This window comes from Rhodoferax sp. SPJ4, from assembly GCF_058216275.1.
On sequence record NZ_JBYZMN010000003.1, the window covers coordinates 148,886 to 163,080 of the forward strand.

Consider the following 14,195-nt stretch of genomic DNA (forward strand, 5'->3'; position numbering starts at 1 on the left):
CGCTGGCCTGGGCCTCAGCCCAGGCCCTGCAGCAAATTCACCAGCTCCACCGCCGAGCGCACGCCCAGCTTCTCGAAGACCCGGGAGCGGTGCACCTCCACCGTGCGCACGCTGATGCCCAGCTGGTCGGCGATCAGCTTGTTCAACAGGCCCTCGGCCACGCAGCGCATCACGTCGCGTTCGCGCTCGGTCAGCTCGGCCACCCGGGCCAACACCGCCTCGCGCTGCTGCCGCCGGGCCTGGGCCTGTGCGGACGCCGACAAGGCCTGCTCAATGCGGTCGACCAGGGCGTTGTCGGAAAACGGCTTTTCGCAAAAATCAAAGGCACCGCGCCGCACCGCGTCCACCGCGGTGGGCAGGTCGGCATGGCCGCTGAGAAAGATCACCGGCATCTCGGCCAGCACGCCGGCGGCCAGCAAATGGTCAAACAACGCCAGCCCGCTGAGGCCCGGCATGCGCACGTCAAGCACCGCGCAGCAGGGGCCGGTCAGCCGGGGGCCGGCCCCGGTCAGCCGCGGCAGCACCAGGCGCTGAAACGCCTCGGCGCTGTCGAAGGCCTCGCTGGCCACGCTGCGGGTGCGCAGCAACCAGGCCAGCGCATCGCGGGCGCCGCCATCGTCGTCGACGATGAACACGGTGGCGGCGGAGGCAGGCTTCATGGCACGGTGGGCAAAGAGAACCGGAAGATCGTACCGCGCGGCGCTTGGGGCCCATGGCTGAGCGTGCCGCCATGCTGCTCCACCACCGTGCGGCACAGGCTCAGGCCCAGCCCCATGCCATCGGGCCGGGTGGTGAAGAAGGGGGTGAACAGCTGGGCCGCCACCGCATCGGAAATGCCGGGCCCCAGGTCGGCCACGCTGAACACCACCCGAGGCGCTGCGCCCTCGGCACCAGATTCCAGCGCCGCGGCCAGACTCAGCACCATCGCCAGCCCGGGCGTGGGCTCGGCCATGGCCTGCAGGCCGTTGCGGCTGAGGTTGAGCAGCACCTGCTCCACCAGCGTGCGGTCGCACAGCACCGGCGGCAGCTCGGTCGCGCAGTCCACCTGCACCGCCACGCCGTGCTGGCGGGCCTGCAGGCCCACCAGCGGCAGCACCGCGTCGAACAGGCTGCGCGGCGCCACCGCCTCGCGCACCGGCGTGCTGCGGCGCACGAAGTCGTGCACGCTCTTGATGGTGCGGCCGGCCCGCTCGGCCTGCTCGGCGATGCGCACCATGGCCTCGCTCAGAAAGCCTTGCCGGTCGGGCGGCGGCGCGGGCGATTGCAGCAGGTTCAGCGAGCCGCTGGCGTAGCTGGCAATCGCCGCCAGCGGCTGGTTCAGCTCATGGCTCAGCAGCGAAGCCATCTCACCCAGCGTGGCCAGCCGGGCGGTGGCCTGCAGCCGCTCCTGGCTGGCGCGCGACAAGGCCTCGGCGCGGCGCTGCTCGCTCAGGTCCACACAGGCACTCATCCAGCCGGTTTGCTGGCCCTGGGCGTCGATCAGCGGTGCCTCGATCACCAGCACCGGGAAACGCCGGCCGTCCTTGTGCATGAAGACCGACTCGAAGCCCTCGCGCGGCGGCAGCTGGCCGGCCAGCCGCACCGCCTGGCGCTGCTGGTAGGCCGCCACCTGCTCCACCGGCCAGTAGGGCGCCGGCGCCAGGCTGCCCAGCAGCTCGGCAGGCTCGAAGCCCACCATGACGCAAAAGGCCGGGTTGACGTAGGTGATGCGGCCTTGCAGGTCGCGGGCTCGCAGGCCGGTGACCAGCGAATCCTCCATGGCCTTGCGAAAGGCCAGCGCGTCGGCCAGGCCCTGCTCGGCCGCCTGGCGCCGGCGCGTGTCGCGGGCCAGCAGCGCCAGCACCGCCAGCAGGGCCAGCGACAAAGCCACGGCCATCGCGGTCAGCACATTGGGCAGCAGTGCGGGTGCCCCGCGCCAGCTGTCCAGCCGCAGCACCAGGGTGTTGCCCGGCAGGTCGAACAGGCTCTGCGCGGTGTAGGCCCGGCCGCTGCGCAGCGGCTGGCCGGTGACGGCCAGTCGGGAACCGTCAGGCTCCAGGAAAGACAGCCAGCGCCCGGCCGTTTGCGGCAGCGTGGGCAGCTCGGCCAGCAGGCTTTGCAGGCCCAACGTGGCCACCAGGTGGCCACTCAGCTGGCCATGGCGCAGCAGCGGCACACACAAGGCCATCACCTCCACCCCCAGGCCATCGGCCTGGGCCACGAAATGGCTGGCGCCGTAGACCGGGCTGCCCAGCCGGCGGGCCGCGGCGCAGGCCTGCTCGGCCTCGGCCGGCAGCGCGGTGGGCCAGGGCTTGTCGGACAGGGGCGCGCGGTAGGGGGAATCGACCGCGGCCAGCGGGGCCAGCGCGGCGTCGCGCCAATCCAGCCGCCACAGCTCGCGGTGCTGGCGCAGCATCTCGGCCGCGTCCTGGCCCCAGGCACCGGCCGTGGGCTGGCCGAAATGCAAGGCCTGCAGGCCTTGCAGGTCGCGCGCCAGCAGGCTGTGCAATTCCGACACCACCTGGCTCAGGTCGTCTTCCAGCCGGGCCTGTTCGCGGGCGATCTCGTAGCGCCCGGCCAGCCAGATCAGCGTGGCCAACACCACCGCCACCAAACCCACCAGCCAGACCCACAAACCCCAGCGCGGGGCGGGACGGTCGGCCGGGCGGGCGCTGGGCATCAGAACACCCGGTGGCGCAAGGCCGGCAGCTGGCGTCGCACCTCGGCCAGACGCTGCGGCTCGCAATCGCCCAGCACCACGCCCGGGCCCTCGGGCCGCTGCGCCACCAACACGCCCCAGGGGTCGGCCAGCAGGCTGTGGCCCCAGGTGTGGCGGCCGTTCTCGTGGCGGCCGCCTTGGGCGGCCGCCAACACATAGGCCTGGTTCTCGATGGCGCGGGCGCGCAGCAGCACCTCCCAATGGGCCTGGCCGGTGGTGTGGGTGAAGGCGCTGGGCACCAGCAGCAGGTCGGCCGCCAGGGCCCGGTACAGCTCGGGAAAACGCAGGTCGTAGCAAATGCTCAAGCCGACCCGCCAGACCTGGCCGTCGCGCGACGGCAAATCAAACGCCACCGGCTCGCGGCCGGCCACCAGCGTGCGGGCCTCGTCGTGGCGCTCGCGGCCGTTGTCGAAGTTGAACAAATGCACCTTGTCGTAGCGCGCCACACAAGCCCCTTGCGGGTTGTAGACCAGCGTGGTGTTGTGGGCCTTGTCCGGCTCGCTGGTGGTCAGCGGGATGGAGCCGCCCACCAGCCACAGGCCGTGGGCCTGGGCTGCGTTCTGCAAAAAGGCCTGGATGGCACTGCCGTCGGCCGACCGGGTGGGTGCATAGGGCTCGGCAATCGCCAGCTTGTCGGTGTCGCGCTGGCCCAGCAGCGCAAAGTGCTCGGGCAGCAAGGCCAGCTCGGCGCCGGCCGCAGCGGCCTCGGCCAAGAGCGCGCCAGCCGCTGCCAGGTTGGCCTGCAGGCCGGTGCCCGACACCATCTGCAAGGCCGCGACCCTCATGGCGCCACCCGGGGTTTGCGGTCGACCTTGGTGATCTTGGGGTCGTCCCAACGGCCTTCGATGTGGAACTCCTGCGTCGCCGCCTCGATGACCGGCTGGCGCAGAAACACCTGGGCCAGGAAAGTGCCTATGCCCACCGCCGGGTTGATGACGGCGGCCACCAGCGAGGCGGTGCCGGCGTTGATCTCCGGAACCACCACCGCCTTGATGTCCTGGGTTTCCTTGTCGATGTCGGCCGTGCCTTCCATCAGCACGGCGGCGTTGACGCCCTTCATCTGCAGGTTGTTGGTGGTGGCCACGCCCTGGTTGATGCGCACGTCGCCACGGATGAAGTCGTAGGCAAAACCGTCGCTGAAGACGTCGCGGAAATCCAGCGTCAGCCGGCGCGGCAGCGACTGCAGGCTGAGCACCCCCAGCAGCTTGGCCAGGCCGGGGTCGGCCTTCAGAAACTGGCCGGATTCCATGCGCAGGTTCAACTCGCCGCCCAGGCTGGGGTAGTCGATGGACTGCGGTGAACCCATCCAGGCCACCTGGCCCTCCAGCTGGCCCTTGCCACGCTGCAACACCCCGGGCATGCCGAAGCGCTTGAGCAGCTCGCCGGCATCGGCCACGTCCAGCGTGAAGACCATGCGGGTCTCGCGCCGGTCGGCCCGGGCCGCGCCGCTGCGGGGCCCACTGGCCGCCCAGCTGCCGCGGGCGGTGAGGGTGGCCTCGGGCACGGCGATGCTCAGTTCGCGCAGCTGCCACTCCCGGCCGCCGCTGTCGCGCACCACATTGACCGCATCGACCTGCACCCGGCCCAGCTTGCGGCCCTGCAGCTCCAGGTCGTCCACCACGACGTCCAGCGCAGGGATGCTGCGGGGCTGGCGGTCCAGGATTTGTTCCACCTCGCTGGCCACGGCCGACGCCATCTTCAGCCGCGCCAGCCGCGCATAGACCCGGCCGGCCGCCCGGCCGCCCGAGGGCCGGTATTCGACATAGCCGTTCAGTTCGGCCGCGTCCACATTGGCGCGCCAGACGCCGCCCTCGCGCGAGCCGCCCACCACCAGGTTGTTGAGCCGCTGGCCCTCCAGCAGCAAGGTCTTGGCGCGCAGCGCCACCGTCTCCGGCACATAGGCCGCGCCCTCGCTGCCGGCCGACGCCGTGGCGGGGCCGGCCACCGAGGTCGCCAGCCGCTCCCAGGCCGCGACGTCCAGCGTGTCGAGCTGCAGCTTGGCCGCCACCGTGCCGTCCTCGGCCAACGGCAGCTCGCCCGCCGCCAGGCCCACCCCCAGGCTGCCGCGCATCACCACCGGCTCAGGCCCCGACACATCACGCAGGTAGCGGGCCGAGGCGAGCGAGCCGATCTCCAGGCTCAACTGGTCGCGCAGCAGCTGGCCGGGCGCCATGGACTCGCGCTGCAGCGCGCTGTCAAACCGCACGGGCAAGCTGCTCTCTGCCGGCTTGGTGAAAGGCGGTGGCAGGTTGCTGGCCAGGCCTTGCAGGTTGCTGGTGATGTTGAGCTCGGGCCGGCCGCGGCGCACACCGAACACCGCGCTGTAGCTGGTGCTGCCGCTGAGCTGCTGGGCCAGCTTGGCCAGCGGGCCCAGCTCGCTGGCCTGGCGCAGGCCCTCGGCGCTGACCGTGCCCTGGCCGCGGAACTGCAGCACGGCCTCGGGCGCGGCCGGCCGGTTGGCGGGCTGGGTCAGGCCGCCTTCGAAACGGATGTCGCCGCCCAGCATGCGGGCCTGGGCTTGTGGCACGGTGAAGCCGGTGTCGCTGAAGTTCAGCACCCCCTGCAGTTTGGACAACACCGGCGTGTCCGGCGTGACCTGCAATTCGCTGCCGGCCAGCACCACGCTGCCCTGGACTTTGGACTCCTGCAGGCTGTTCAGCGGCAGCGTCAGCTTCAGTTTGTAGTCGGCATTGCCCGAGGCGGTGGCGCGGGCCAGGGCCTGGCTGGTCATGCGGTTCAGCGGCGAGGTTTTAACCAGGCCCAGCAGCTCACCCACCGAACCGCGGGCACCGGTGCTGACCGCCACCACCGGCTGGTGGCCGAGGTCGGGAATCCGCGCCTCGATGCCCTGCAGCTCCAGGTTGGGGGCACCGGCAAAACGGGCGCGGGCCTTGTTGACGGCCATGCTGGCATGGTCAAACACCAGCTCGCCGCGAAGCTGGGTCAGCGCCGGCCAGCGCGCGCCGTCGGCACCGGCCAGCGACGGCGGCACGTAGTCGTAGACCACGTCCTGCAGCTGGGCGGCGATGCGGAATTCGCCGGCGGCGTCGTCGCGGGCCGGCATGTCGTGGATGGCGCCGCGGGCCTTGAAGCTCACCGCGCTGGCGCGGCCTTGGCTGATGGCCTCGCGCACATAGTCGCGCACCGGCTTGGGAATGCCCAGCGGCAGGTAGCGGTGGACCCGGGTGGCGTCGGCCCGGCTCAGGCTGCCCTGCAGGTCCAGCACGCCGGGGAAACGCGGCTGAGCGCCCTCGCCGGTCTGCCAACGGGCCTGGGCCTGGCCCTCGGTGTCGGCGTTGGCGAAGTTCAGCTGCGCCACCTGCAGCGCAATGCGGGGGCCGTCCAGCCGCCAGTTGACATCGGCAGCGAGCCGGTCGAAAGGCACGCGGGCTTCTTCAAACACGCCGGGAAAGTCCAGCCAGCCGCCGTCCATGCGCAGGCTGGCCTGGCCGCCGGTGTGGGTCAGCTCGAAACTCAGTTGGGCACCCTGCAGGCCCGGCCGGCCCAGCACCGGCGAGGTGGAGGGAGACGCCGACGCTGGCAGCACCTCGGGCGCCAGGCCCAGGCCACGCACCTTGCCACTGGCCTGCAGCTGCTTGAGCTGGGGCAGGCTGCCCTGCCATTGGGCCTGCACCGTCTCGACCACGCCGGTGGGCGCGTAGGCGGTGAGGGCGGCATGGGCCTCCTTGCCCAACGGCAGGCGCTGGCCGATGTCGGCCAAGGCCGCCAGATCGAGGGTGTCGCCGCTGAACTGGCCTTGCGCCGACCGGTTGCCGCTGGCCTCGCTGTAGCGCAGGCTGGCGTTGCCGCCGGGCCAGACCAGGCCGTCGCTGGTGCGGAACTGCAGGCCCTGGGTGAACAGCTCAAAGCCGTCGGTCTGCAGCCGGCCGCCCAGCCGGCCGGTGACCGAGCGCAAGGCCAGCGCCGGCAGGTGCCGGCCCAGCCGGGCGTCGACGTCGGCCAGCGCCAGGTCGGCCACGCCGCCGGTGATGCGGGCCTGGTCCAGGTCCACCCAGGCCCGCAGCGTGCCCTGGCCGGACACCAGGTCCAGGCCGAGGTCGGCATGGCGGCGCAGCTGGGCCACATCGACCTTGGGGAATTCCACATAGGCCTGGCCGCGCCAGCCGCGCCAGCGGTCGGGGCTGACCAGCCACAGCGGCTCGGAGAAGGCGCCACGCACGCTGAAACGCTCACCCCAGGCCGGCGGCGGTGTGGCGTCCAGCCGCAGCTGGTGGCGGCGCAGGGTGTTGCGCATGACGAAGTCCACCTGGTCCAGCGTGACGGTGGGGGCGTCGCGGCGCAGCTCGTCGGTCCAGCGCACCGTGCCGCCGCGGATGATGAACTCGGTCTGGGAGAAAAACCAGTCGGCGGCGCCGGCGTCGGCCTCGGCACCGCGGGCCATGTCCAGCCCGGCCACGGTGATGTGGCCGGCCGCGTTGCGGCGGATGTCCAGCCCGGGCTGCTCGATCACCACCTGCTCAAAGCCGTAATTCCACAAGGCCCGAGGGGACAACACCGCCAGCACCCGCGGCAGGGCCAGCGCGGTGCGGCCCTGCTCGTCGATCAAGGCCACGTCGCGCAGCTCGATGGTGGGCAGCAGGCCGGTGGACTGGGCCACCACCGCACCGATGCGCACCGGCACGCCCAGCACCTGGGTGGCGCGCGCTTCGAGCAGCGGACGGAATTCGCCGATTCGCGGCACAATCACTTGGTGAAGCACGATCCAGCCGAGCGCCAACACCCCCCATGCGGTCAGCACCAAACCGGCCAGAATCTGCACCGCCCGCGAAAGGGGCTTGAGGTGACGGGACAACAGTGTTGAGAAGACGTTCATCAAAGCCGGAATGTGGCGCGAATTATGACCCGCAGCGACCCCGCGGACGCGTCTCCCGACGGTGAAGCATTGTGACAAGAACCCATTCCGGCATGGCACCCACCCCCTCGCTTTCCACTCCGCTGACGCTGGCGTCGCCGCCGTCGGCCCATGCCCGCTTTGTGCAGCGCCTGCGGCGCCGCTACGCCGACCACTTTGCCGCCCTGCCGCCGGGCCCGCCGGTGCTGGCCACCATGCAGGCCGCGCTGGCCACGCTGCGCACCGACCATCCCGCGCTGGGCACCGCGCTGCGGGTGCTGCGCCAGCTGGTGATGGAACGGCTGGCCACGCTGGACTGTGACGAGCAGGCCGAGCTGGCCGTCATCACCCGCGGCGTGACCGAGCTGGCCGAGCTGGCCCTGCAGGAAGCCTGCGCCGAGTCGCAGCGCGAGCTCGACGCGGTGCACGGCAGGCCGCTGCGGGCCGACGGCCAGCGCGCCCAGCTGTGGGTGGTGGGCATGGGCAAGCTGGGCGCACGCGAGCTCAACGTGTCCAGCGACATCGATCTGATCTACGTCTACGACGAGGACGGTGAGACCACTGGCAGCGCCGAGGGCCGCGGCCGCATCAGCAACCACGAGTACTTCGGCAAGATGGTGCGGCAGCTCCATGCGCTGGTGGGCGACACCACCGAGCACGGCTTTGTGTTCCGCGTCGACCTGGCGCTGCGGCCCAATGGCAACTCCGGCCCACCGGCGGTGTCGCTGGACGCGCTGGAAGAGTATTTCCTGGTCCAGGGCCGCGAATGGGAGCGTTTTGCCTGGCTCAAGAGCCGGGTCGTGGCCTCGGGCGGGCCCATCGACGAGGCCACCGCCACGGCCTTGCGCGGCGTGGTGCTGCCCTTTGTGTTCCGCCGCTACCTGGACTACAGCGTTTTCGATTCGCTGCGCAGCCTGCACCAGCAGATCCGCAGCCAGGCCGCCCAGAGGGCCGCCGGCCACCCGGAACGGGCCAACGACGTGAAGCTGTCGCGTGGCGGCATCCGCGAAATCGAGTTCACCGTGCAGCTGCTGCAGGTGGTGCGCGGCGGCCAGTTCCCCGAGCTGCGCACCCGGCCCACGCTGGACGCGCTGCAGCGGGTCAGCCGGGCCGGGCTGATGCCGGTCGAGACCGCCGAGGCCCTGGCCCGGGCCTATGTGTTTTTGCGCCGGGTCGAGCACCGCATCCAGTACCTGGACGACCAGCAGACCCATGTGCTGCCCACCCGCGACGACGACCTGCACTGGATCGCCCAGACCATGGGCTATGCCAGCTGCTGCCCCTTTCTGACCGAGCTTGATGCCCACCGCGAGCTGGTCGCCCAGGAGTTCGACCGCCTGCTGGCCGGCGCCGGCAAGCCGGAATGCAAGGGCTGCAAAAAAGACGGCAGCGCCGCCCTGCCCGAGCTGGCCGACCTGCTGGCCCAGCTGCCCGATGGTTTTCGCGAACGGGTGGCCTTGTGGAGCGCCCACCCCCGGGTGCTGGCGCTGCGCGAGGAGACCAGGCAACGGCTGGTGCGGCTGGTGCAACGCACCGGCCAGTGGCTGCGCGAGGGCAAGGTCAGTGAGGCCGCGGCGGTGCGCATCGCCGACTGGATAGAGCCGCTGCTGCGCCGCGAAAGCTATTTGGCTTTGCTGCTGGAGCGCCCCTCGGTGCACGAGCGGCTGCTGCGGCTGCTGGGCGCGGCCAAATGGCCGGCACGCTACCTGATGCAGCACCCCGGGGTGATCGACGAGCTGGCCAGCGCCGACATGCTGTCCGAGCGCTTCAGCGCCAGCGACTTCGAGGGCGAGCTGGCGCGCCGGCTGGCCGCGCTGCAGTCGACCAACGAGGACGACGAAGAGACCCTGATGAATCTGCTGCGCCGGGCCCACCACGCCGAGGTCTTCCGCACCCTGGCGCGCGACGTCGAAGGCCGCATCACGGTGGAGCAGGTGGCCGACGACCTGAGTGCGCTGGCCGACAGCATTCTGCGCACCACCACCCGCTGGTGCTGGCAGCGGCTGCGCAACAAGCACCGCACCGAGCCGGGCTTTGAGCCGCCGTTTGCCATCATTGGCTACGGCAAGCTGGGCGGCAAGGAGCTGGGCTACGGCAGCGACCTCGACATCGTGTTTGTTTACGAAGACGAGGACGAGCGTGCGCCCGAGGCCTATGCGGCACTGGTGCGCAAACTGATCAACTGGCTGAGCGTGAAAACCGCCGAGGGCGACCTGTACGAAATCGACACCGCGCTGCGGCCCAACGGCAGCTCGGGCCTGCTGGTCACCACCTTCCAGGCCTATGCCAACTACCAGCAGCGGCGCGGCAGCAACACCGCCTGGACCTGGGAACACCAGGCCATGACGCGCGCCCGTTTCGTGCTGGGCAGCGACACCCTGCGCGAACGCTTCGATGCGGTGCGCGAGAACGTCATCACCGCGCCGCGCGAGCGGTCCGCGCTGGCCACCGAGATCGTCGCCATGCGCGACAAGGTACTGGCGGCCCACCCGGTCAGGGGCCAGCAGTTCGACGTGAAGTACAGCCCCGGCGGCATGGTGGACGCGGAGTTTGCGGTGCAGTTTCTGTTGCTGTCCAGCGCCGCTCAGCACCCGGCGCTGCTGCCGAACGTGGGCAACATCGCGCTGATGCAGCGGGCCGAGCAATGTGGGCTGCTGCCCACCGGGGTGGGCCAGGCGGCGGCCGACGCCTACCGCGACCTGCGGCGCATGCAGCACGCGGCCCGGCTCAACGAGGCGCCTGCCGAGGTGGCGCCGGACTCGGTGGCCAGCCAGCGGGCGGCCATCCAGGCCTTGTGGCACGCGGCCATGGGGGTGTGAGGCACCGACCGCGACAGCGGCGGCCGACTCAGGGCTGGTGGGCGCGGATCTTGGCCACCAGCGCGGTGGTGGAGTAACCGTCCACAAAGGGAATGGCCAGCGCATGGCCGCCGTAGGACTCGACCACCCGTGTTTCGGCCAGGGTTTGCATGTCGTAGTCGCCGCCCTTGACCAGGATGTCGGGGCGCAGCTCGGTGATCAGTTCCAGCGGCGTGTCTTCGTCGAACCAGGTCACCAGGTCCACCGCACCCAGCGCGGCCATCACCACCGCGCGGTCGTCGGCGTTGTTCAGCGGGCGGTCTGGTCCCTTGCCCAGGCGCTTGGCCGAGGCATCGGTGTTCAAGGCCACCACCAGGCTGCCGCCCAGGGCGCGGGCCTGGGCCAAATAGCTCACATGGCCGCGGTGCAACACGTCGAACACGCCGTTGGTGAAAACCAGTGGCCGGGGCAACAGCGCCGCCCGGGCGGGCAGCTCGGCGCGGGCGCTGAGCTTGGCGAAGAAGGCGGGCAGCGTCACGCCGGCTGCGCGCCAGCGGCCGGGCCCGACAGCGTGGCCAGGTCTTTGACCAGTTCCTTGCGGTAGCGGTTGAGCTCCTGCACGGTGCCGAAGCTGCGCTCCATCAGCAAGCTCATGTTGTGCAGAATGCGCTCAACCACCTTGGTCTCCCACACGGCGTCGAACTTGATCTGCGTGTCCAGCCAATGCTCCAGCCACTCGGGGTTGGGCAGCCGGCTCTGGATGGTGTCGCGCGGGAACAGGTTTTTGTTGACGTGCAAATTGGTGGGGTGCAGGGCCTGCGCGGTGCGACGGGCGCTGGCCATCAGCACACCGACCTTGGTGAAGGCGGCCTTGGCTTCGTTGCCGAACTTGCCAATGGCGCGCTTCATGTAGCGCAGGTAGGCGCCGCCGTGGCGGGCCTCGTCCTGGGAGAGCGTGGTATAGATGTGCTTGATGACCGGCTCGGTGTGCCATTCGCTGGCGCGGCGGTACCAGTGGTTGAGCCGGATTTCGCCGCAGAAATGCAGCATCAGGGTTTCCAGCGGCGGCGCGGGCTCGAACTCGAAGCGCACGTCGTGCAATTCCTGCTCGGTGGGGGCGAGGTCGGGACGGAAGCGCTTGAGGTACTCCATCAGCACCAGCGAGTGCTTCTGCTCTTCGAAGAACCAGATCGACATGAAGGCGGAAAAGTCGCTGTCGTCCTTGTTGTCACGCAAAAACATCTCGGTGGCGGGCAGGGCCGACCACTCGGTGATGGCGTTCATCTTGATGGTTTGCGCCTGCTCGTCGCTGAGCTTGGAGGGGTCGAACGACGACCAGGGAATGTCTTTGTCCATGTCCCAACGGACGGACTCGAGTTGTTTGAAGAGTTCTGGGTACAGCATCGGGTTCTTTCGAAACTGCTGAGATTTTAAGCAATTCACATGTCATGCGGGTGACGCCCGGGTCAAGCAGGCTTGCATCTGCTCACTTTTTTCACTCCGCTTTTGTTTTACGCACCGGCCACGGCGCTGGATTCGGCGGCCGGTTTGACTCCAAGCCGCTCCGGGCTGCGTATCCTTTGCGATGGCGCATGGCCCCAGGACGCGGGTCCGGCCTTGCATTGCCCTTCACACACCCCAGGAGCCCTCCATGTCTGTCCAACGGATTGCCGCCACCTTTGCCACCACCGCCCTGCTGACCGGCCTGCTGGCCCTGCCCGCTGCCCGCGTGGCCCAGGCCGCCCCCGCCGCCACGCCGGCCGCCTGCCCGGCGCTGATGCAGCACAGCTTCCCCCGGCTGCAGGACGAAAAACCACAGAACCTGTGCCAGTACGCCGGCAAGGTGGTGGTGGTGGTCAACACCGCCAGCTACTGCGGCTACACCCAGCAGTACCAGGGCCTGGAGGCGCTGTACAGCAAGTACAAGGACCGCGGCCTGGTGGTGCTGGGCTTTCCGTCCAACGACTTTGGCGGCCAGGAGCCGGGCGACAACAAAAAGATTGCCGACTTCTGTGAGAACACCTTTGGCGTGAAATTCCCCATGCTGGCCAAGAGCACGGTCAGCGGCAACAACCCCAACCCGCTGTACCAGCAGCTCGCCGCCAAGACCGGCCAGCGCCCGGGCTGGAACTTCCACAAATACCTGATTGCCCGCGATGGCAGCAGCGTGACCAGCTTCCCCAGCGCGGTGGAACCGCTGGACAAACGCTTCCTCGCCGAGATCGAGAACCGCTTGCTTGCCCAATAAATTACTAATCAGTCATAATGTGACTAATCAGTAATTTTCTGGAATCTCATGGCGCATCCCGCGGTTCGTTTGTTGTCAGCCCCTGCGGTTCCGCACCGGGGGCGGAACTTTTCACGCGCGGCGGCGCTCCCATGCAAGGGCAAGGGTGTGATGGCCTTGCCTGCGTTTTCTGTGTTGCGAAGCCTTCCTGGCCACAGTTGCCTGGATGCAATCCCGGGGCGTGTCTCCTCCTCCCTCCCTCCTTCATTCGCGTCGGGGCGCTTCGCAACCTTTTTCTTCTCCAGGGCTGCGGCATGAGCGCCCCCCTGAAAATCGCGATCATCGGCTCGGGCATTTCCGGCCTGGCCGCGGCCCACACCCTCAAAGACCGCGCCGACATCACGCTGTTCGAAGCCGGCGACTATTTCGGCGGCCACACCCACACGGTGGACATCACGCTGCCCACGACGCGCGGCAACATCACCCACGGGGTGGACACCGGCTTTCTGGTCTTCAACGAGCGCACCTACCCCCATCTGATCAACCTGTTTGCCGAACTGCAGGTCGACACCGCGCTGTCGGACATGTCGTTCTCGGTGAAAGTGCCGCAGGCCCTGGGCGGGCGCACGCTGGAATGGAGCGGTTCCAGCCTCAACACCGTGTTTGCCCAGCGCGGCAACTTGCTGAACCCGCGCTTTCTGCGCATGCTGGCCGACCTGATGCGTTTCAACAAGCTGGCCACCCGGCTGGCCGAGAGCGGCCAGGAGGCCGAGCTGGCCCAACCGCTGGGCGACTTCCTTGGTGATTACCGCTTCAGTAACGAATTCCGCGACTGGTATTTCCTGCCCATGATCGGCTGCATCTGGAGCTGCCCAACCGACCAGATGCTGCGGTTCCCGATCGCCACCATGATCCGCTTCTGCCACAACCACGGGCTGATCCAGGTCAGCAATCGGCCGCGCTGGTTCACCGTGCGCGGTGGGGCCAAGCACTACGTGGACAAGATCGTCGCCGGCATCGCCGACAAGCGGCTCAACACCCCGGTGCAGCTGATCGAGCGCGACAGCGAGGGCGTGCGCGTCATCACCGAAGGCCGCGCCGAGCGCTTCGACAAGCTGGTGCTGGCCACCCATTCCGACCAGGCCCTGGCCTTGTTGCGCCAGCCCAGCGACGCCGAGCAGGCGGCCCTGGGCGCCATCCGCTACCACCCCAACCGCGCGGTGCTGCACACCGACGCCTCGGTGCTGCCGAGCAAGCGCATGGCCTGGGCGGCCTGGAACTACGAGCGCGCCCAGAACACCGACCGCGAATCGGCCCGGGTGTGTTTGCACTACCTGATCAACATGCTGCAGCCGATTCCCTTCGAGCAGCCGGTGGTGGTGTCGCTGAACCCGCTGCGCGAGATTCCGAAGCGGCATGTGCTGGGCGACTTCGAGTACGCCCACCCGGTGTTCGACCTCGCCGCCATCCGCGCCCAGGGCCAGATCGCCGAGCTGCAAGGCCAGCAGCACACCCATTTCTGTGGCGCCTGGCTGGGTTACGGCTTCCACGAAGACGGCCTCAAGTCTGGCCTGGCCGCGGCCCGCCGGTTGCTGGTCGACATCGAGCAACGCGCCTGAA

General features: G+C 69.4%; 9 protein-coding genes. 3 read left to right on the forward strand and 6 right to left on the reverse strand.

Annotation, left to right across the window (positions count from 1 at the left end):
• Positions 1 to 14: 14 nt before the first annotated feature.
• From AC4BAR_RS11890 to AC4BAR_RS11905, 4 genes are read right to left on the reverse strand one after another with little or no spacing between them, the layout of a single operon-like run.
• Complete coding sequence (locus AC4BAR_RS11890) at positions 15 to 659, reverse strand: response regulator transcription factor (protein ID WP_490628080.1); 645 nt, start codon at positions 657 to 659, stop codon at positions 15 to 17.
• Positions 656 to 2,659: a sensor histidine kinase gene (locus AC4BAR_RS11895; RefSeq protein WP_490628081.1), complete on the reverse strand. Its 2,004-nt coding sequence runs from the start codon at positions 2,657 to 2,659 to the stop codon at positions 656 to 658. Before AC4BAR_RS11895 ends, AC4BAR_RS11890 begins: the two co-directional genes overlap by 4 nt.
• The gene (locus tag AC4BAR_RS11900) at positions 2,659 to 3,483 is read right to left on the reverse strand and encodes a carbon-nitrogen hydrolase family protein (RefSeq protein ID WP_490628082.1); all 825 of its coding nucleotides are present in this window, start codon (positions 3,481 to 3,483) and stop codon (positions 2,659 to 2,661) included. The genes AC4BAR_RS11895 and AC4BAR_RS11900 overlap by 1 nt, the downstream gene beginning before the upstream one ends.
• Positions 3,480 to 7,532: a YhdP family protein gene (locus tag AC4BAR_RS11905; protein WP_490628083.1), complete on the reverse strand. Its 4,053-nt coding sequence runs from the start codon at positions 7,530 to 7,532 to the stop codon at positions 3,480 to 3,482. Before AC4BAR_RS11905 ends, AC4BAR_RS11900 begins: the two co-directional genes overlap by 4 nt.
• A gap of 92 nt (positions 7,533 to 7,624) precedes the next feature.
• Here AC4BAR_RS11905 and glnE point away from each other — a divergent pair, with 92 nt between their 5' ends.
• On the forward strand, positions 7,625 to 10,369 hold the full coding sequence (glnE, locus tag AC4BAR_RS11910; RefSeq protein ID WP_490628084.1) for a bifunctional [glutamate--ammonia ligase]-adenylyl-L-tyrosine phosphorylase/[glutamate--ammonia-ligase] adenylyltransferase: 2,745 nt from the start codon (positions 7,625 to 7,627) through the stop codon (positions 10,367 to 10,369).
• A 28-nt stretch (positions 10,370 to 10,397) separates the two neighbouring features.
• Here the strand turns inward: glnE and rfaE2 are convergent, their stop codons facing one another.
• The gene (gene rfaE2, locus AC4BAR_RS11915) at positions 10,398 to 10,886 is read right to left on the reverse strand and encodes a D-glycero-beta-D-manno-heptose 1-phosphate adenylyltransferase (RefSeq protein WP_490628085.1); all 489 of its coding nucleotides are present in this window, start codon (positions 10,884 to 10,886) and stop codon (positions 10,398 to 10,400) included.
• Entirely contained in the window at positions 10,883 to 11,752 is an 870-nt protein-coding gene (locus AC4BAR_RS11920) for a ferritin family protein (protein ID WP_490628086.1), read from the reverse strand. The genes rfaE2 and AC4BAR_RS11920 overlap by 4 nt, the downstream gene beginning before the upstream one ends.
• A 247-nt stretch (positions 11,753 to 11,999) precedes the next feature.
• Here AC4BAR_RS11920 and AC4BAR_RS11925 point away from each other — a divergent pair, with 247 nt between their 5' ends.
• Together AC4BAR_RS11925 and AC4BAR_RS11930 are read left to right on the forward strand one after the other, a co-directional pair.
• Positions 12,000 to 12,596 carry a glutathione peroxidase gene (locus AC4BAR_RS11925; protein WP_490628087.1) on the forward strand — a complete coding sequence of 199 codons (597 nt, stop codon included), beginning with the start codon at positions 12,000 to 12,002 and terminating at the stop codon, positions 12,594 to 12,596.
• 305 nt (positions 12,597 to 12,901) lie between these two features.
• Positions 12,902 to 14,194, forward strand: a complete 1,293-nt coding sequence (locus tag AC4BAR_RS11930) for an NAD(P)/FAD-dependent oxidoreductase (RefSeq protein ID WP_490628318.1) — start codon at positions 12,902 to 12,904, stop codon at positions 14,192 to 14,194.
• The last annotated feature ends 1 nt before the right edge of the window (position 14,195 follow it).